Here is an 18748-nt window from a genome sequence, read left to right on the forward strand (position 1 = left end):
GGACTGGCAGGTCGCCGGGAGGCACGGCGACTGGGGCGTCGCTGGTGGCGCGGCTCAGGAGCGTTCCCCATGGGGGCGGTTCTTCACTGCCAGGAACAGCCGGACCCGGTCGTTCAGCTCCTGCAGGACATGGCTGAATCCTTCCAGGCCTTCCTGGAGGGTCGGGTCGCTGCAGCTCCAGGCGAGGGTCTGGGCGGAGTGCGGCAACTGTGCGAGTTCGTCGGTGTCTTTGTCGCAGAGGTCGATGAGATAGTCGAAGGACTCCCCGGCGAAGGTCTCCAGCGGCTTGCTACTCAACCCTTGGGTCGGGATGCCGGCGTGTTCGAGCACGCTCAGGGTGCGCGGGTCGACGCCAGCGGGGCGCACGCCGGCGCTGAACGCGGCGAAATGTTCGCCGTCGGTGTGCCGCAGGATGGCCTCGGCGATCAGGGAGCGGGCGTCATTGGCGATACAGACGAAGAGTACGCGCAGTCGGTCCGTCATCTTTCCGTTCTCCGGAGCGGGAAGCCTGTTGCGATCTTAGTCCGATCGTCACGGACCGGCAGGGCTGTCAGGAAAATTTCACCGGGTGGTCATTCGCCAACGAGGGCATACCTCTTTCTGTATACAATCATTCCCCTTCAGAATCCGGCCAAACCATCCCCGCTCGCGTCCCAGGGCTTACAATGACTGGCCAGTACCTTCCATCAGGAGCACCCACGTGCTGACCCATCTCGATTCCCAGGGCCGCGCCAACATGGTCGACGTCACGGAAAAGGCCGTGACCTCCCGTGAAGCCACGGCCGAGGCCGTGGTGCGCATGCGCCCGGAAACCCTGCAACTGATCCAGGACGGCGGCCATCCCAAGGGCGACGTCTTCGCCGTGGCACGGATCGCCGGCATCCAGGCGGCCAAGCGCACCCACGAACTGATCCCGCTGTGCCATCCGCTGCTGCTCACCAGCGTCAAGCTCGAACTGCAGGCCGAGGCGCCGGACGCCGTGCGCATCCGCGCGCGTTGCCGGCTGGCCGGGCAGACCGGCGTGGAGATGGAGGCGCTCACCGCCGCCAGCGTCGCGGCCCTGACCATCTACGACATGTGCAAGGCGGTGGACCGCGGGATGGTCATCGAGCAGGTCCAGTTGCTGGAGAAGCTCGGCGGCAAGAGCGGCCACTACCGCAAAGAGGAGGAAGGGCAGGCATGATCCGCGTGCAGTATTTCGCCCGTTACCGCGAAGCCCTCGGCATCGACGGCGAGCAGTTGAACTGGGACGCCGGGCTGGCGACCCTCGGCGCCTTGCGCCAGCTCCTGGTGGAGCGCGGCGGGGCCTGGGAGCGTACCCTCGGCGAGCAGAACCTGATGTGCGCGCGCAATCAGGAACTGTGCGGCCTCGACGAGCCGTTGCAGGACGGCGACGAAGTCGCCTTCTTCCCCACCGTCACCGGAGGTTGAACCCATGGCCATCCGCGTCCAGCAGGCCGCTTTCGATCCGGGGCAGGAGCTTAACGCCCTGCATGCGCAGAACGTCGGCATCGGCGCGGTGGTCGGCTTCGTCGGCTACGTGCGCGACTTCAACGACGGTCGCGAGGTCGGCGGGATGTTCCTCGAACATTATCCGGGCATGACCGAGAAGGCCCTCGGCAAGATCGCCGCCGAGGCCGGGCAGCGCTGGCCGCTGCTGCGCCTGGAGATCCTCCACCGCATCGGCCGCCTGGAGCCGGGCGAGCCGATCGTCTTCGTCGGTTGCGCCAGCGCCCACCGGCAGGCGGCGTTCGACGCCTGCAACTTCGTCATGGACTACCTGAAGACCCGCGCGCCGTTCTGGAAGAAGGAAGACACCGCCGAAGGCCCGCGCTGGGTCGAAGGCCGCTGCAGCGACCAGGCCGCCGCGCAGCGCTGGGAGGAGTGACGGCTACCTCCTCGCGCCGCCGGCTTACCTCTTCGGAGGAATAGCCAGCCGGGGGCCCGCGGTTCAGGCTGAGGCATCGCCCGTTCCGAGGACTCCCTTCCATGAGCCACCTGGCCACCTCCACCTTCCAGCCGCTGAACATCGCCATCCTCACCGTCAGCGACACCCGTACCCTGGAAACCGATACTTCCGGCCAGACCCTCGCCGACGCGCTGCTGGCCGCCGGTCATCGCCTGCACCAGCGGAGCCTGAAGTCCGATGACATCTACCAGATCCGCGCGGTGGTCTCGGCCTGGATCGCCGACCCCGAGGTACAGGTCGGCCTGATCACCGGCGGCACCGGCTTCACCGCGCGGGACAACACCCCGCAGGCGGTCGGGCCGCTGTTCGAGCGCGAGGTCGAGGGCTTCGGTGAACTGTTCCGCCAGGTCTCGCAGCGCGAGATCGGCACTTCCACCATCCAGTCGCGAGCGCTGGCCGGGCTCAGCAACGGTACCCTGGTGTGCTGCCTGCCCGGCTCGCCGGGCGCCTGTCGCACCGCCTGGAACGAGATTCTCCTGGCGCAACTGGACAGCCGCACCCGCCCGTGCAATTTCGTCCCGCACCTGAAGACCCCGCCAGCCGTGGCGCCGGTGGCCGGCTGCGGGTGCCGCTCGTGAGCGCTTGCGCCTGCGATGGCGGCCAACTGCGCCCGCTCGACGAGGCGCTGGCCGAACTGCTGGCGCGCGCGCCGCGCCCGCCAGCCTGCGAGAGCCTGGCCCTGGAGCGGGCGCTGGGACGAGTGCTCGGCGAGGACCTGCTGGCGCCGATGGACCTGCCGCATTGGGACAACAGCGCGATGGACGGCTACGCCTTGTGCTCCGCCGACCTGCCGCGCAGCGGCGGCAGCCTGACGGTCGGCGCGCGGATCGCCGCCGGCGACACCCGCGGCATGAGCCTGCCGCTGGGCCAGGCGGCGCGGATCTTCACCGGCGCGCCGCTGCCGACCGGCGCCGACTGCGTGGTGCCGCAGGAACTCTGCGTGGTCGACGGCGAGCGCGTGCAGTTGCCGCCGGTGAGCGCCGGCCAGCATGTGCGCCGGCGCGGCGAGGAGTTGCGTCGCGGCGCGCCGGTGCTGCGTGCCGGACAGCGCTTGCGCCCGCAGGAACTCGGCCTGCTGGCGAGTCTCGGCGTCGCCACGGTCTCGGTGCGTCGGCGCTTGCGCATCGGCCTGCTGAGCAGCGGCGACGAATTGCGCGAGCCCGGCCAGACACTGTTGGCCGGGCAGATCTACAACGCCAACCGTTACTGCATCGGCGCCTTGCTGCGCGGCCTCGGCTTCGAGGTGCACGACGAGGAAGTGCTCGCCGACGAACTGGTGGCCAGCCGCGATGCGCTCAGCCTGGCGGCCTCCGAATGGGACGCGCTGGTCACCAGCGGCGGTGTCTCGGTAGGCGAGGAAGACCACCTCAAGCGCGCCATCGCCGAGCTTGGCGAGGTCAACCTGTGGCGCCTGGCGATCCAGCCGGGCAAGCCGTTCGCCTTCGGCTCCGTGGCCGGCAAGCCCTGGCTGGGCCTGCCCGGCAACCCTGCGGCGGCGCTGGTCACCGCATTGCTGGTGGCGCGTCCGTTCCTGCTTCGCCAGCAGGGACTGTTCGACGTAGTGCCGCGGCCGCTGGCGCTGCCGGCGGCCTTCGACTGGCCGCAACCGCGGGCGCGTCGCCAGTACCTGCGGGCGCGGCTCGATGAGCGGGGGCGGGTGGAAATCCACCCCCAGCAGGGCTCGGCGATGCTGCTTGCCGCCAGTTGGGCGGACGGGCTGGCGGTGATCGAGCGCGGCGCCACCCTGGGCGTGGGTGATGCGATCGACTTTCTGCCGTTCTCCGCACTGATGGCCTGAGGCCTTCTTGATCCCGGTCAAGCGCCGACCGGGAGCGTCTTTCTAGAGTGTGGCGCTTGTGCCCCGGGGTTGCCCACTGCCGCGGAGCGCGTTTTTCGCCAGAGGAGCAACCCCATGCAACTGGTCTGTCCGGCGGGCAGCCTGCCCGCCTTGAAGTCGGCCCTGCGACAGGGCGCCGATGCCATCTACGTCGGTTTCCGCGACGACACCAACGCCCGCCATTTCGCCGGCCTCAACCTTGACGAACGCCAGTTGCAGGAAGGCCTGCGGCGAGTCCACGAGGCCGGGCGGCAGCTCTACGTAGCGGTCAACACCTATTCCAGCGCGCAGGGCTGGGAGCGCTGGCAGCGCGCGGTGGACCAGGCCGCCGACCTCGGCGTCGATGCGTTGATCGCCGCCGACGTGGCGGTGCTCGGCTATGCCGCGAAACGTTATCCGCGGCTCAATCTGCATCTGTCGGTGCAGGGCTCGGCAACCAATGCCGCGGCCCTGACCCTCTATCACGAACGCTACGGCATCCGTCGCGCGGTCCTGCCTCGCGTGCTATCGCTGGCGCAGGTACGCCAGGTGGCGGCCGGCAGTTCGGTGCCGGTGGAGGTATTCGCCTTCGGCAGCCTGTGCATCATGGCCGAGGGCCGCTGCCACCTGTCCTCCTACGTCACCGGCGAGTCGCCGAACCTCTGCGGCGTCTGTTCGCCGGCCAGGGCGGTGCGCTGGAGCGAGGAACCGGAGGGGTTGACCTCGCGCCTCAACGAAGTGCTCATCGACCGCTACGCCGCCGGCGAGGCGGCCGGCTACCCGACCCTCTGCAAGGGCCGTTTCCTGGTCAATGGCCAGCGCTTCCATGCGCTGGAGGAACCGACCAGCCTGAACACCCTGGACCTGGTCCCGCAACTGGCGGAAATCGGCGTGGCGGCGGTGAAGATCGAAGGCCGCCAGCGCAGCCCGGCCTACGTCGAGCAGGTCACCCGGGTCTGGCGCCAGGCGCTGGACAGCTACGCCAGCGCGCCGGGCGCCTATAGCGTGCAGCCGCAATGGCAGCGCGCGCTGGCCGGACTTTCCGAAGGGCACCAGACCACCCTGGGCGCCTATCACCGTTCCTGGCAGTGAGGACCGCCGCGATGAAACTGAGCCTGGGACCGCTGCTGTTCTACTGGGACAAGCGGCAGATATTCGATTTCTACGCCGAGATGGCCGGCCAGCCGCTCGACGTCATCTACCTCGGCGAGACCGTCTGCGCCAAGCGCCGGGCGCTGTCCCTGAATGACTGGCAGGCGCTGGCCCGCGAGCTGGCGCAGGCGACCCGTGCCGAGCTGGTGCTCTCCGGGCTGGCGCTGATCGAGGCCGCTTCGGAGCTGTCCAGCCTGCGCCGGCTATGCGAGAACGGCGAACTCCGGGTCGAGGCCAACGACATGGCCGCCGTCTATTACCTCAGCCAGCGCGGCGTGCCCTTTGTCGGCGGTCCGGCGCTGAACCTCTACAACGGTCATGCCCTGGCCGAACTGTATTCCTGGGGCATGCGCCGCTGGATTCCGCCGGTGGAAGTCTCCGGCAAGCTGCTGCGCGGGGTGCTCGACCAGGCTGCGCAGCTGGGCCTGGAGCAATTGCAGACCGAGGTCTTCGCCTACGGTCACCTGCCGCTGGCCTACTCGGCGCGCTGCTTCACCGCGCGGGCGGAGAACCGGCCCAAGGACGACTGCCAGTTCTGCTGCCAGCAGTATCCCGAAGGTATCCCGCTGCTCAGCCAGGAGGGCGAGGCGCTGTTCACCCTCAACGGCATCCAGACCATGTCCGGCAAGGTCAGCAACCTGCTGGCCGACTACCGCTCGCTGGAACATAGCGGCGCCGACCTGCTACGCCTGAGCCCTCGGGCGCAGGGCATGGCCGAGGTGATCGCGGCCTTCGACCGGGTACGCAAGGGCGCCGCTCCGCCGCTCGCGGTGGAAGGCTGCAACGGCTACTGGCACGGCCGGCCGGGGATGCTGCGGGCAGAGGAGGCGGGGCTATGCTGAACCGCCAACGCCTGCTCCTCGGCGTCGCCGGACGCCTGTTGCCGCTGGCGGCGAAGGTTCCGCGCGGGCTCCAGCACCTGGTCCTGCAACGGGTCGCCAACCGGCTGTTCGCCCAGCCGCTGGAGGAGGGCGCCTTCGACCTGCTGGAAGGTCGCTGGCTGCGCCTGGAAGTCAGGGACCTCGGCGTCGGCTGGTGCGTCACCCGGGTGCCCGGCGGCCTGCGCCTGGTCGAACGGCCACGGGCCAGCGTGACCATCCGCGGCGACTGGCGCGACTTCCTGCTGCTGGCCAGCCGGCATGAGGACCCGGATACCCTGTTCTTCCGCCGCCGCCTGGTGATCGAGGGCGACACCGAGCTGGGCCTGGCGGTCAAGAACCTCCTCGACAGTCTCGATCCGGAGCACCTGCCGCCCTGGTTGTGGAACGCCGTGGAACGGGCCGGGCGGGCAGTGCAGGAGGAGCGCGGCGAGGCGCCCCAGGGGCCGGTCCAGGGGGCGCGGGGCGGCTGAGGTCGGTGGAAAGGGGCGTATAGCGACGCCAATGTCGCTGGGCGCGCCCCTCCGATTGGGTGTATTCCCTGAAGCCTGAAACTCACTGAGGCTCTTTTCAGCGAGGCAACGCCCGGTTCGTTGCCGCATGGGCGGCGCGGAGCGAATGGGCGTTTCCCCTGACCAAACGGATAGCCTGTCTGTCCCCGTAACGCCCCTGTCAACTTGCCCCGGTAAACCGGACCTTCGTGAAGCCTGCGGAGAACTCCGGTATGAGTGGGATGGACCTCAAGCGCCGCCGCGTCGTGCAAGGCCTGGGCGCTGGACTGCTGTTGCCGGCGCTGGGCGCGCCGGCGGTGATCGCCTCGCCCAGGGCGCGGCCGAAGCTGACCGATGGCGTGCAATCCGGCGACGTGCAGGGCGACCGCGCGCTGGTCTGGAGCCGCACCGACCGCCCGGCGCGGATGATCGTCGAATGGGACACCCGTAGCGTCTTCAGCGAGCCGCGTCGGCTGGTCTCGCCGGTCACCGACGAGCGCCTCGACTACACCGCGCGCATCGACCTGCGTGGCCTGCCAGCCGACCAGTCGATCTTCTACCGGGTGCGCTTCGAGGATGCCCGCGACGGCAGCCTGAGCAAGCCCTGGTTCGGCCACCTGCGCAGTGCGCCGAGCGAGGCGCGCAATATCCGTTTCGTCTGGAGCGGCGACACCTGCGGGCAAGGTTTCGGGATCAATCCGGATATCGGCGGCATGCGTATCTACGAAGCCATGCGCCGGCGCCAGCCGGATTTCTTCCTGCACAGCGGCGATACCATCTATGCCGATGGGCCGATCCCCGAACGCATCGAGACCGAGAGCGGGCGCATCTGGCGCAACCGGGTGACCGAGGCCAAGAGCAAGGTCGCCGAGACCCTCGACGAGTTCCGCGGCAACTACCGCTACAACCTGCTCGACGACAACCTGCGCCGCTTCAACGCCGAGGTGCCGCAGATCTGGCAATGGGACGACCACGAGACCACCAACAACTGGTCCTCCAGCAAGCAGCTCGACGAGCGCTACCAGGTGAAGGACATCGACGTGCTGGCGGCCCGCGCGCGCCAGGCGTTCCTCGAATACGCGCCGCTGCGCTTCCAGCGCCAGGGGCGCGACGGGCGGATCTACCGCAAGGTCGCCTACGGCCCTTTGCTCGACGTGTTCGTCCTCGACATGCGCAGCTACCGCGGCGGCAACAGCGCCAACCTGCAGGCGCGGCGCAGCGCCGCCACCGATTTCCTCGGCCGTGAACAGTTGCAATGGCTCAAGCGTGAGTTGCGCGGTTCGCGCGCGCAGTGGAAGGTGATCGCCGCCGACATGCCGATTGGCCTCTGCGTGCCCGATGGCAAGGACGCCCAGGGGCGCGACCGCTGGGAGGCCATCGCCAACGGCAACGACGGTGCCGCCCTCGGCCGCGAGCTGGAGATCGCCGACCTGCTGCGCTTCGTCCAGCGCGCCGAGGTGCGAAACACCGTCTGGCTGACCGCCGACGTGCATTACTGCGCTGCCCACCACTACAGCCCGGAGCGCGCCGCGTTCAAGGACTTCGCGCCGTTCTGGGAGTTCGTCGCCGGGCCTCTCAATGCCGGTAGTTTCGGACCCAACGCGCTGGATGGCACGTTCGGCCCGCAGGTGATGTTCCAGAAGGCCCCGCTGGTCCAGAACAGTTCCCCCTTCGCCGGCTACCAGTTCTTCGGCGAGGTGGAGATCGATGCGCAAAGCCGCGCGCTCACCGTCACCCTGCGCGACCTCGACGGCGAGCCGGTGTTTTCCCAGGAACTGCAGCCCGACGGCGCCTGAGCCGCGGCTACCCCATTCCGATAAAGGAGTATCCCGATGCACCCCTTGCGTAACGCCGCCCTGCTGGGCGGCCTGGCCCTGCTGGGCCTGCCGGTGGCCAACGCCGCCGAGCTGATCATCTCCGAGTATGTCGAAGGCAGCGGCAACAACAAGGCGCTGGAGTTCTACAACAGCGGCAGCCAGGTCCTCGACCTCTCCGCCTACCGCGTCGAGTTCTATTTCAACGGCGCCAGCGCGGCGGGCCGCAGCATCGACCTGAGCGGCAGCCTGGCGCCGGGCAAGACCTTCGTCCTCGCCAACGGCGTGGCCGACCCGGCGTTGCTGGCGCTGGCCAGCCAGCGGGTGGAAGGCAGCTGGTTCAATGGCAACGATGCGGTGCTGCTGCGCCGGCGCAGCGGCGAGATCCTCGACAGCCTCGGCCAGGTCGGCTTCAACCCCGGCACGACCTGGGGCAGCGGCGATGTGCAGACCCTTGACCGGAGCCTGGTGCGCAAGGCCGACATCCGCGACGGCGACAGCGATCCCAGCGACGCCTTCGACCCGGCGGCGCAATGGCTGGGCTACCCGCGCGACACCTTCGCCAACCTCGGCCAGCATGGCGCTGGCGAGCCCGGCGGCGGCGAGGAGGCCGGCCTGCGACCGATCCACGAGGTGCAGGGCGCCGGCGCCGAAAGTCCGCTGGTGAACCAGCGGGTCGCCATCGAGGGCGTGGTGGTCGGCGACTTCCAGAACGCCAGCGAGCTGAAGGGCTTCTACGTGCAGCAGGAAGATGCCACGGTGGACGGCGACCCGGCGACCTCCGAAGGCATCTTCGTCTACGACGGCGGCAACGGCAGCGACGTCAAGCTCGGCGACCGCGTCCGGGTGACCGGCCAGGTCCGCGAGTTCAACGGCCTCACCGAACTGGTCGGGCCGCTGCAGGTCAGCGTCCTGGCGAGCGGCGTGGCCTTGCCGACGCCGGCCGGCATCAGCCTGCCGCTGGCCAGCGCCGATGCGCTGGAGCGCTACGAAGGCATGCGCGTGCAGCTCCGCCAGACGCTGACCGTCAACGAGGTCTACAACCTCGGCCGCTACGGCGAGGTCCTGCTGTCCTCCGGCGGCCGCCAGATGACTCCGACCAACGTGGTGGCTCCCGGCGAACAGGCCAAGGCCATGCAGGCGCGCAACGACCTCGACCGGATTCTCCTCGACGACGGCCGCAGCGGGCAGAACCCCGACCCGATCCGCTACCCGGCGCCGGAACTGAGCGCCTACAACAGCCTGCGCGTCGGCGATCGCACCAGCGCCATCGACGGCGTGCTCGACTACTCGGCCGGCAGCTACCGTATCCAGCCGTTGCAGACGCCGACCTTCGAGGCGGCCAATCCGCGTCCGGCCCAGCCGGCGGTGGAAGGGCGCCTGCGGGTGGCCAGCTTCAACGTGCTCAACTACTTCAACGGCGATGGCAAGGGCGGCGGTTTCCCCACCTCGCGCGGAGCCAACACGGTCGAGGAGTTCCAACGGCAGAAAGCGAAGATCGTCGCGGCGATCCTCGCCTCGAAGGCGGACATCGTCGGCCTGATGGAGATCGAGAACGACGGCTACGGCGAGTTCAGCGCCATCGCCGACCTGGTCAACGGCCTCAACGCCAGCCTGCCCCAGGGCCAGCGCTATGCCTTCGTCAACCCGAACCGGGCGAAGCTGGGCAGCGACGAGATTGCCGTGGGGCTGATCTATCGCGGCGACAAGGTCCGCACCTATCGATCCGCGGCGGTGCTCGACAGTTCGGTGAACCCGGAGTTCGACGACACCCGCAACCGTCCGACCCTGGCCCAGACCTTCCAGGAGATCAATGGCGGCGAACGCCTGACCATCGCGGTGAACCACCTGAAGTCGAAGGGCTCGGCCTGCGACGGCGACCCGGACACCGGCGACGGCCAGGGCAACTGCAACCTGACCCGGGCGCGCGCCGCCCAGGCCCTGGTGGACTGGCTGGCGGGCGATCCGACGGGCGCCAAGGAACCTGACCGCCTGATCATCGGCGACCTCAATTCCTATGCCAAGGAAGACCCGGTGAACGTCATCCGCGGCGCCGGCTACACCGACCTGGTGGCACGTCAGGCGGGCGCAGGAAAGGGCTACTCCTACGTGTTCTCCGGGCAGTCCGGCTACCTTGACCACGCCCTCGCCAACGCCAGCCTGGCGCGCCAGGTACGCGGCGCGGTGGAGTGGCACATCAACGCCGACGAGCCCCGGGTGCTGGACTACAACGTCGAGTTCAAGACCCCTCGGCAGCAGGACAGCCTGTACAACGCCGAGCCGTACCGGGCCTCCGACCACGACCCGGTGGTGATCGGTATCGACCTGCGCCGGGTGGCGATGAAGAAGCACCGCAGGTAGGCAGCGGATAGCGCCCGTGGCGTTGGTCGCCATGCAGAAAGGCCACCCGAGGGTGGCCTTTCTGCATGGCACGTGGGCCTGTAGGGCGAATAACCGCTTGCGGTTATCCGCCGTTGCGGCGGGATACCGGCGGATAACGCCGGTGGCGTATTCGCCCCACGGAACGGAGCCCCCTCCAGGGTGCCCTTCCAGTGTGGCACGTGGGCCTGGTAGGGCGAATAACCGCCTGCGGTTATCCGCCGTTGCGGCGGATGCCGGCGGATAACGCCGGTAGCGTATTCGCCCTACGGAACGCAGGCGGCTTTTGCTTCGTACGTCGTCAACCGCGCAGCGGCGGCAGGTAGCCCAGTTCCATCAGCTTGATGTCCGCTTCGCCGACGCGCTCGAAATGTTCGCGACGGGTTTCGTCCATCGGTTCGCGGCCGTTCAGCAGCAGGGTGCCACGGCCGGGAATGTCGACCAGCTCCGTAGCCGCCGGGAAGTCCGTGGCCCTTAGCGGATGCGGGCAGAAGCCGATCCAGCCGATGCTGCGGCGGTCCGGGAAGGTCCGCTGGTGTACGAAATACGTATGCGGAGCGAGCATGCCCCAGGTCGTTTCGGGCCAGATTTCCAGCGCCGCGAGGAAGATCGCGACGAAGGAGGAAGCCGGTGCGTCGAACACCTGCAGCAGGCTGCCGGCATCTTCCAACTGGAGCCTGGTCGAGACGGCCCTGCCGCTGGCCTCGTAGTCCAGCGACAACCCGCCCTTGAGCGGATCCTCCTCGCCGTTCCATAGCACCAGTTCCACCGCCCGGGTGCGCCGGTCACGCGACAGGGCCTTGGCGAGATCCTGGCGGTGCTCGGTGACGTTGTGGCTGAGGGCGTCGCGCAGGGAGTCGCCGCACAGGTACCAGTTCTCCAGCACCGGATGGAGGGGCGCGAGGGCATCGAGGAAGCGCTCTATCCGTTGCAGGTGCTGGTCGTCGTCCAGTTCGAGGAGCCGTGCCGGATCGAAGTACAGCTCGAATATGTAGCGCCTGAAAGCCTTGGCGTCCGTCATGCGCAATACCCCGGGTTCTCTTCGCAAAACCTTTTCATCTCTTCCTGTTCCTTCGCGCGGGTTTCCTGGTAGTCGTCGTGCTCGTCCGTTCCCGGCATCGGATTCCAGAATGCCTTCAGGTTGGCCAGTCCCATGCGCAGGTACTCCGCGGCGCAGTACTCGTAGACGATCCGCTGCAGGAAGTGCCATTCGACGAACACCGGCGGGGTCGGTCGGGCCTTGTCGCTGTGGACCTCGGCCTTCTGCAGCAGGTCCGACTTCACCTTGGCCCGCGCCCAGGGCCTGGGCACGCCGAGCAGCGGGACGAACAGGAAGGCGTAGTTGGCCTTCGCCTCCAGCAGGGTGCAGCGCGGCTCGTCGAAGCCGTCCCACCAGGTGCCGCTCCAGAACCATTCGTGGGGAAACGGGAAATTGGTCACCCACTGCTGGTAGCGCGCGGACAGGTCCGACATGCTGTGGCCCTTGCCGTTATTGGCGATGGCCATTTCGCCCCGGGACGGCGGGCACTCCACGCAGTCCTTGTCGCGGCCCTGGCTCTTGCTGCAATCGCGCTCGGCTTCCCGGGTCCGGTCGCGGCTCAGCGTGCCGGTCTCGGTCCTGGGCAGGGTCTGCGGCACCGGCATCGGACGCGGTACCGGCCTGGGCAGCGCGCCGGGGGCCGGTCGCGGCAGCGGGCGCGGCGCCGGCATCGGCAAGTGCGGCCGGGGTGGCGCGGGTAGTTCGAAGGGCAGCCGCGGACCCATGCGGGGCAGCGGTCGGAAAAGCGCGCCTATGCCGCTCATGCCGGTCTCCCCGAGGTTTCGTACGCGCGCCATTTCTGGCTGGCCAGGCGAAACTCGACGATCCGTTCGTAGTCCTGGAAGCGTTGTTCCGGGCTGTCAGCCAGCGGCCGGCGCATGTGCGCGAGAAACGCCGGCGTGTCCTGGAAGCCGGGGAAGGCCAGGCCGTGCAGGAGAAAGCGTTCGATCGTCCCGGGCTCTTCGATACCCAGTTCCAGCGCCGTCGTGCGCAGCTCGCCGAGTTGCCGGATGGCGGGCAGCAGGCCGCGCCGTTCGAGCCAGGCGGGAGCCTCCCGGCGTACCTCCAGCAGGACCCGCTCGATGACTTCGTCGTCGCGGACCCGCTGCAGGCGATCCAGTTGGCCGGCATCCAGTTCAAGCATCGGCGGTCCGCTCCGTTTCCCGGTCATAGACGAGATAGGCGCCCTGCAGGGGCTGCCAGACCTGCCAACGCTCCAGCGGCGCCATCACTTGCGTCCATTGCCGCGCGGTCATGACCTGTTCCAGCGCCCGGCGCACTTCCGGGCTGTAGTAGCGCAACAGCGCCCGGCGGCCGTCGGGCATGCGGGTGAAGAGCAGCCCGGCGAAGTGTTTCGCGAGGTTTTCGAAGGACGCCCGGCTCCACAGCCAGGAGGTCATGGGCGAGCGGCGGTCCCAGTCGCGCAGCCAGCCGAGGAATTCGCCCGATGACGAAAGCGAGGCGCTGTCCATGAATTCGATCAGGACCGGCCCGGCATGGGCGATTTCGTCCAGCTCGCTCCCGGCCAGCAGCCAGCGCGAGCGGATTTCCCCCGCGGCCTTTTCCAGGCGGGTGTCCAGGGTCAGGTAGCGGGCGCCGTCCGCCAGGGCGAACAGGCGGCTGTCCGGCGTAGGCGCCGCGAGCGCCGGCTGGAGCCGGCTCACGGTGCGCCGCCGAGGCTTTCCAGGGGCACCAGGGCCTGGTTGCGGCGTGCCGCCAGCAGCAGGCATTGCAGGCACAGCTTCGGTGGGGCGAGGGCGAGAGCGGGTGCGCCGCCGCTGTTGCCGATCAGCACCGTGCCCGCGCCGCCGACCACCAGGTTGCCGTGGGTGCCGACGCTACCTACCACGGTGGCGGGCTTGCCGTTGATCAGTACGTTGGCGATGACGTTGGCGCTGAGGGTGGCGCCGCAGGCGGTGGCGTCGCCCTGGCGGGCGGCGGACCGATGGTCGAAGAAGACGTCGGGCGAGCCGCCGACGATCGGGTTGCTGCCGTGGCCCGGCAGCGGACACGCGGTCGGATCGCCCAGGCGCGCAGCGGGTTTGCCGCTCATGCTCAAGTCCCTATGAGATAAACCCTGGCACTCTGCCGTGCCACTCGGGGGCGGACAACCTATCTGAACTGCTCAGGAGGCACCTTCGGAAACGGCTTGGGCAACCGCGTCCTTGCCTGGTTGCGCTTGAAGGGATTTCCTACCTGGAAGTCTCGTCACCCGCCTGCGAAAGGCGCAGGCGTACGGAGCGATGGCGCGATGGGGAGGGGAGTCTGGGAGGAGGGAAGGAGGCGTTTCGCGCAGCGTCGCGTTCGCTTTGCCTGCGCAGGGGCTGTCCGCCGATACCGCGCTGGAGCGACGGATAGCCGCGATAGGGTTATCCGCCCTGCGCCGAGACCGCCGCGGGAGGAGACAGGGAGGCTGTTCCTGGCTCCTCCCGTGCGATCAGTGATGCTCGCGCGTCGCGCGGAAGCGGATGTCCGGCCAGCGTTCTTCCATCAGGCTGAGGTTGACGCGGGTCGGCGCCAGGTAGGTGAGGTGCCCGCCGCCGTCCACGGAGAGGTTCTCGAAGGCCTTGTCCTTGAACTCCTTGAGCTTCTTCTCGTCGTCGCACTCGATCCAGCGTGCCGACCAGACGTTGATCGCCTCGTAGGCGCACTCGACCTTGTATTCCTCCTTCAGGCGGCTGGCGACCACGTCGAACTGCAGCACGCCCACCGCACCGAGGATGATGTCGTTGTTGCGCTCGGGGAAGAACACCTGGGTCGCACCTTCCTCGGCCAGTTCCTGCAGGCCCTGGCGCAACTGCTTGGACTTCAGCGGGTCTTTCAGGCGCACGCGGCGGAACAGTTCCGGGGCGAAGTGCGGGATGCCGGTGAAACCGAAGTTCTCGCCTTCGCTGAAGGTGTCGCCGATCTGGATGGTGCCGTGGTTGTGCAGGCCGATGATGTCGCCGGCATAGGCCTCTTCCAGTTGCTCGCGCTCGGAGGAGAAGAAGGTCAGCGCGTCGGCGATCTTCACGTCCTTGCCCAGGCGCACGTGGCGCATCTTCATGCCTTTCTCGTACTTGCCCGAGCAGATGCGCATGAAGGCGATGCGGTCGCGGTGCTTGGGATCCATGTTCGCCTGGATCTTGAACACGAAGCCGGAGAACTTCTCCTCGGTCGGCTCCACGCTGCGTTCGTGGGTGGCGCGCGACAGCGGCTGCGGCGCCCAGTCGACGATGCAGTCGAGGACCTGGTCGACGCCGAAGTTGCCCAGCGCGGTGCCGAAGAACACCGGGGTCATCTCGCCCTTGAGGAAGGCGTCCTTGTCGAATTCGTGGCAGGCGCCCTGCACCAGCTCCAGCTCTTCGACGAAATTGTCGTAGAGATCGCCGAGGTGGGCACGGGCTTCGTCGGAGTCGAGCTTTTCGATGACCTTGGTCTCGATGCGCTCGTGGCCGTGGCCCGGGACGTAGACGATGATCCTGTCGTCGGCCAGGTGGTAGACGCCCTTGAAGTCCTTGTAGCAGCCGATCGGCCAGGTGATCGGCGCGGCCTTGATCTTCAGCACCGCCTCGATCTCGTCGAGCAGCTCGATGGGGTCGCGGATGTCGCGGTCGAGCTTGTTGATGAAGCTGACGATGGGCGTGTCGCGCAGCCGGCAGACTTCCATCAGGGCGATGGTCCGCGGTTCGACGCCCTTGCCGCCGTCGAGCACCATCAGCGCCGAGTCCACCGCGGTCAGGGTGCGGTAGGTGTCTTCGGAGAAGTCTTCGTGGCCGGGGGTGTCGAGCAGGTTGATCATGTGCTCGCGGTAGGGGAACTGCATCACCGAGGTGGTGATGGAGATGCCGCGCTGCTTTTCCATCTCCATCCAGTCGGACGTGGCGTGGCGGTCGGACTTGCGCGACTTCACGGTACCGGCGACGGCGATCGCCTTGCCCATCAGCAGGAGCTTCTCGGTGATGGTGGTCTTACCGGCGTCGGGGTGGGAAATGATCGCGAAGGTACGGCGCTTCGCGACTTCGGCGGCCTGAGTGGTCATGGATGCGTGCCTGCTGGAATCCGTTGGCGTGGGCGCGGGACGGCCCGGAAAAACGCGGGATTATAGCGGTAAAACGCGGCGCGTCGGGATGCCTGTCATCCGGCGATCGATGGAATGGCCGGTGGACAGCGAACTTGTCGCAGTCGTGCCGTTCCAAGCAGCCAGCGGCGGCCACCGCCGGATAGACTGCTTTCATTTCACCCGATCGAAGGAAATCACCATGAACGGAGTATCCAGACTGCTCTCCCTGGCGTTGCTGGGCGCGGCGCTGCACTGGGCGCCGGCGCAGGCCGAGGAGCAGCCGCGGCTGTTCGAACTGCTCGGCCAGCCCGGCTACAAGGCCACCTGGCACGCCATGTTCAAGGGCGAGAGCGACGTGCCGAAATGGGTTTCCGACGCCAGCGGCCCGAGTTCCCCGTCCACCAGCCTGAGCCTGGAGGGCCAGCCCTACGTCCTGGCCAACAGTTGCAAACCCCACGATTGCGGCAACAACCGCCTGCTGGTGGCGTTCCGTGGCGACAAGAGTGCCGCCTACGGGCTGCAGGTGAGCCTGCCGGACGAGCCCGCCGAAGTCATGCAGACGCCGAGCAAGTACGCCACCTATCGCTGGTACGGCGAACCCTCCAGGCAGGTCCGCGAGCTGCTGATGAAACAGTTGGAGAGCGATCCGAACTGGAAGTGACGCCGGGCCTGAGGGGGACCAGGCCCGGCGGCGGGAAGGGCGGATGATCGCTGGCGATCGTCCGCCGTTGCGCCATGCGCTCCCGCGGTCTTCCTTCAGAAACCGACCGAGGCCTGTACGTACAGGGTGCGCGGCTGGCCGACGTAGAGGCCCTTGTTGTTGTCGTCGAACGAGCGGGTGTAGTAGCGGCGATCGAACAGGTTCTTCACCCCCAGGCCGAGCTTGAGGTCGTTCAGTTGCGGGCCGAAGTCGTAGGTGCCGCGCGCGCTCCAGACCATCCAGCCGGCGATCCGCCCGGTGCTGCCGTCGGCGCTTTCGCTCTCGGTGTTGGCGTTGTCGGCGTACTGGCTGGTCTGGAAGCTGCCGTCGAGGTTGTAGCTCCAGGCGCCGGTGCGGTAGTTGGCGCCAAGGGTGCCCTTGTGCTTCGAGGAGAACGGCACCTGGTTGCCCTTGTTCGGCCCGTCCTCGCGAATGCTCGCGTCGACGTAGGCGTAGCTGGCATAGACGTCGAAGCCGGAGAGCAGCGGGTCGAGATCGGCCAGGTCGTAGGCGATCGCCGCCTCGATGCCCTTGTGCCGGGTCTTGCCGCGGGCGGTCACGCTGTCGGTCTGCTGGTTGCTCTCGTACTGGTTGTCGAAGTTGATCAGGAAGGCGCCCAGTTCGGCGCGCAGGATGCCGTCGTCGTAGCGGCTGCCGAGTTCCCAGGTGCGGGCCTTCTCCGGCTCGATGTCGCCGCTCTGCACTGCCTTGCCCATCTGGCTGTACTGCACGGTGCCGAACGAGCCCTCGGTGTTGGCGTAGAGGTTCCAGCTCGGCGTGAGGTGGTAGATCACGTTGAGCGCCGGCAGCGAGGCGTTGTAGCGGCCGCTGTCCTTGCTGTTCTTCAGTAGGTTCTTCTGTTCGGAATCGATCTTCTCGTAGCGGATGCCGGGGGTGATGGTCCAGTTGCCGATATCGATGCGATCGTCGATGTAGAACGCGTTGGCTTCGGTGCTGCCGCGGGTGTCGCGGTCGTTGCGGCTGCCGGTGCTGGGTAGCTGGCCGCTGTCGGCGCGGGTCCAGTAGCGCAGCTCGTGGCTGGCTTCGTTGACGTAGCGGTGGCCGATGCCCACTTCGTGGCGACTTTCGCCCAGCTCGAAACCCTGGCTGAAGCGGGTTTCCAGGCCTCGCACCCAGTATTCGCGCGGCGACAGGGTGAGGTTGCGGCCCTGGTCGAGGTAGCCGCTGCGCAGGGTCTTGGTGAAGAAGCCGGTGACGTTGAGCTTCTGGCTGGCGTTGGGGGTGTATTCGTAGCTGGCGCTGGCCAGGGTACGGCGGCCCCAGAACTTGTCGTAGGGACGGGTCGACTGGTACGGATCGTCGCGGTAGGCCGCGGCGCTGAGGCCGCCGGGCATGTCGGCCTCGCCGTCGTAGTACTGGGTCATCGCCGAAAACGCGTGTTCGTCGCTGGGCTGGAAGCGGCCCTTGAGAATCAGGTCGTCGATCCGCGTATCGCTGTGCTCGCGCCAATCGCCGCCGCGGGTGCCGGAGTAGAGCAGGGCGCCGCCGAGGCCGTTGGCGCCGGTGCCGCCGATCAGCACGTTGTGGGTGGTCTTCAGGCCGTCCTGGCTGGAGCTGGGGCTGAGTTCGCTGTGCACGTCGAGCTTGGTGGCGAAGTCCTCGGGGATCGCCCGGGTCACGAAGTTGACGATGCCACCGACGTTCTGCGGCCCGTAGCGCACCGCGCCGCCGCCGCGGACCACGTCCACCGCGTCCATGTTGCCGATGGACACCGGCGCCAGCGACAACTGTGGCTGGCCGTAGGGAGCGAAGGGCACCGGGATGCCGTCCATCAGCACCGTCGAGCGCGACGCCAGGCGCGGGTTGAGGCCGCGAATGCCGAAGTTCAATGCCAGGTCGTGGCTGCCGGTGCCGTTGTTGAGCGGCGCGCTGACCCCGGGAATGCGCTCCAGCACTTCGCGGGTGCTGGCCGCGCCTTGGGCCTGGAACTGCTCGCGGCGGACCACGTCGCGCGCACCGGGATGCTCGAAGACGTCGGCGGCGCTGGCGTCGGCCAGCCAGTCGCCGACCACGGTGAGCGCCTGCAGGTTGGCCGGGTCTTCCACCGGCAGCGCCTCCAGGGTATAGGCGCCGTCGCCGCGGGCGCGCGCCTCCAGGCCGGAGCCGGCGAGCAGGGCGGCCAGGGCTTCCTCCAGGGTGTACTCGCCGTCCAGCGCCTGGCTGCGTCGCGCGGCGGTCTGTTCCGGGCTGAAGGCGATCAGCACGCCGGCCTGGCGGCCTAGGTGGTTCAGCGCCTGCTCCAGCGGCTCGGCAGGCAGGCGGTAGTACTGGCGGGCATCGGTGCGGATCTCGGCGGCGCAGGCACTGCCGGCGGAAACCAGGACGGGACCGCCGAGGCAGGCGAGGAGCAGGGCGCGGCTGAGCGGCGACAGGGCGCGTGACGGGGACATGAGGGACACTCCAGTGGATCTTTCGAGGTTGGCTTTCCTCCTCTGTCACGCGAGGTG

At 68.2% G+C, this 18748-nt stretch carries 19 protein-coding genes; 11 read left to right on the forward strand and 8 right to left on the reverse strand.

What is annotated here, in order from left to right; all coding sequences use genetic code 11:
- Window positions 1-54: 54 nt before the first annotated feature.
- Window positions 55-483: an arsenate reductase ArsC gene (locus LT948_RS04135; RefSeq protein WP_003093032.1), complete on the reverse strand. Its 429-nt coding sequence runs from the start codon at window positions 481-483 to the stop codon at window positions 55-57.
- A gap of 217 nt (window positions 484-700) precedes the next feature.
- Here LT948_RS04135 and moaC point away from each other — a divergent pair, with 217 nt between their 5' ends.
- From moaC to LT948_RS04185, 10 genes are all read left to right on the forward strand, one after another.
- Complete coding sequence (gene moaC / locus LT948_RS04140; RefSeq protein WP_003093030.1) at window positions 701-1183, forward strand: cyclic pyranopterin monophosphate synthase MoaC; 483 nt, start codon at window positions 701-703, stop codon at window positions 1181-1183.
- On the forward strand, window positions 1180-1431 hold the full coding sequence (gene moaD, locus LT948_RS04145) for a molybdopterin converting factor subunit 1 (protein WP_003093027.1): 252 nt from the start codon (window positions 1180-1182) through the stop codon (window positions 1429-1431). Before moaC ends, moaD begins: the two co-directional genes overlap by 4 nt.
- 4 nt (window positions 1432-1435) lie before the next feature.
- Window positions 1436-1888: a molybdopterin synthase catalytic subunit MoaE gene (moaE, locus tag LT948_RS04150; RefSeq protein ID WP_003093025.1), complete on the forward strand. Its 453-nt coding sequence runs from the start codon at window positions 1436-1438 to the stop codon at window positions 1886-1888.
- Between the two features lie 101 nt (window positions 1889-1989).
- Window positions 1990-2547: a molybdenum cofactor biosynthesis protein B gene (gene moaB / locus LT948_RS04155; protein WP_015502392.1), complete on the forward strand. Its 558-nt coding sequence runs from the start codon at window positions 1990-1992 to the stop codon at window positions 2545-2547.
- Window positions 2544-3767: a molybdopterin molybdotransferase MoeA gene (locus LT948_RS04160; RefSeq protein WP_003114306.1), complete on the forward strand. Its 1224-nt coding sequence runs from the start codon at window positions 2544-2546 to the stop codon at window positions 3765-3767. Before moaB ends, LT948_RS04160 begins: the two co-directional genes overlap by 4 nt.
- Before the next feature lie 114 nt (window positions 3768-3881).
- Entirely contained in the window at window positions 3882-4877 is a 996-nt protein-coding gene (ubiU, locus tag LT948_RS04165; RefSeq protein ID WP_073657108.1) for a ubiquinone anaerobic biosynthesis protein UbiU, read from the forward strand.
- Window positions 4878-4888: 11 nt separating this feature from the next.
- Window positions 4889-5779: a U32 family peptidase gene (locus LT948_RS04170; protein WP_003110916.1), complete on the forward strand. Its 891-nt coding sequence runs from the start codon at window positions 4889-4891 to the stop codon at window positions 5777-5779.
- The gene (ubiT, locus tag LT948_RS04175; protein WP_003104247.1) at window positions 5773-6288 is read left to right on the forward strand and encodes a ubiquinone anaerobic biosynthesis accessory factor UbiT; all 516 of its coding nucleotides are present in this window, start codon (window positions 5773-5775) and stop codon (window positions 6286-6288) included. The genes LT948_RS04170 and ubiT overlap by 7 nt, the downstream gene beginning before the upstream one ends.
- Window positions 6289-6539: 251 nt before the next feature.
- Window positions 6540-8102: an alkaline phosphatase D family protein gene (locus tag LT948_RS04180; RefSeq protein WP_003104245.1), complete on the forward strand. Its 1563-nt coding sequence runs from the start codon at window positions 6540-6542 to the stop codon at window positions 8100-8102.
- Window positions 8103-8138: 36 nt separating this feature from the next.
- The gene (locus LT948_RS04185) at window positions 8139-10481 is read left to right on the forward strand and encodes an endonuclease/exonuclease/phosphatase family protein (RefSeq protein WP_003132624.1); all 2343 of its coding nucleotides are present in this window, start codon (window positions 8139-8141) and stop codon (window positions 10479-10481) included.
- A gap of 319 nt (window positions 10482-10800) precedes the next feature.
- On the opposite strand, the gene tsiT is transcribed toward LT948_RS04185, so the two are convergent.
- The 6 genes from tsiT to LT948_RS04215 form a co-directional block, all read right to left on the reverse strand.
- Window positions 10801-11520, reverse strand: a complete 720-nt coding sequence (gene tsiT, locus LT948_RS04190) for a type VI secretion system immunity protein TsiT (protein ID WP_003161898.1) — start codon at window positions 11518-11520, stop codon at window positions 10801-10803.
- Entirely contained in the window at window positions 11517-12302 is a 786-nt protein-coding gene (gene tseT / locus LT948_RS04195) for a type VI secretion system effector protein TseT (protein ID WP_003104240.1), read from the reverse strand. Before tseT ends, tsiT begins: the two co-directional genes overlap by 4 nt.
- Window positions 12299-12682, reverse strand: coding sequence for a hypothetical protein (locus LT948_RS04200; RefSeq protein WP_024947610.1), 384 nt, complete (start codon window positions 12680-12682; stop codon window positions 12299-12301). Before LT948_RS04200 ends, tseT begins: the two co-directional genes overlap by 4 nt.
- On the reverse strand, window positions 12675-13202 hold the full coding sequence (locus LT948_RS04205) for a DUF4123 domain-containing protein (RefSeq protein ID WP_024947611.1): 528 nt from the start codon (window positions 13200-13202) through the stop codon (window positions 12675-12677). The genes LT948_RS04200 and LT948_RS04205 overlap by 8 nt, the downstream gene beginning before the upstream one ends.
- Window positions 13199-13591 (reverse strand): PAAR domain-containing protein, encoded by a 393-nt coding sequence (locus tag LT948_RS04210; RefSeq protein ID WP_022579764.1) that lies wholly within the window; start codon window positions 13589-13591, stop codon window positions 13199-13201. The genes LT948_RS04205 and LT948_RS04210 overlap by 4 nt, the downstream gene beginning before the upstream one ends.
- Before the next feature lie 384 nt (window positions 13592-13975).
- Window positions 13976-15559: a peptide chain release factor 3 gene (locus LT948_RS04215; protein WP_003093004.1), complete on the reverse strand. Its 1584-nt coding sequence runs from the start codon at window positions 15557-15559 to the stop codon at window positions 13976-13978.
- Window positions 15560-15779: 220 nt separating this feature from the next.
- Here LT948_RS04215 and ivy point away from each other — a divergent pair, with 220 nt between their 5' ends.
- Window positions 15780-16241: a lysozyme inhibitor Ivy gene (gene ivy / locus LT948_RS04220; protein ID WP_003093002.1), complete on the forward strand. Its 462-nt coding sequence runs from the start codon at window positions 15780-15782 to the stop codon at window positions 16239-16241.
- Between the two features lie 95 nt (window positions 16242-16336).
- On the opposite strand, the gene fecA is transcribed toward ivy, so the two are convergent.
- Window positions 16337-18691, reverse strand: a complete 2355-nt coding sequence (gene fecA, locus LT948_RS04225) for a TonB-dependent Fe(3+) dicitrate receptor FecA (protein WP_019484967.1) — start codon at window positions 18689-18691, stop codon at window positions 16337-16339.
- Window positions 18692-18748 lie beyond the last annotated feature (57 nt).

The sequence above is a fragment of the Pseudomonas sp. CP-1 genome, from assembly GCF_021213715.1.
Taxonomy (GTDB): Bacteria; Pseudomonadota; Gammaproteobacteria; order Pseudomonadales; family Pseudomonadaceae; genus Pseudomonas; species Pseudomonas aeruginosa.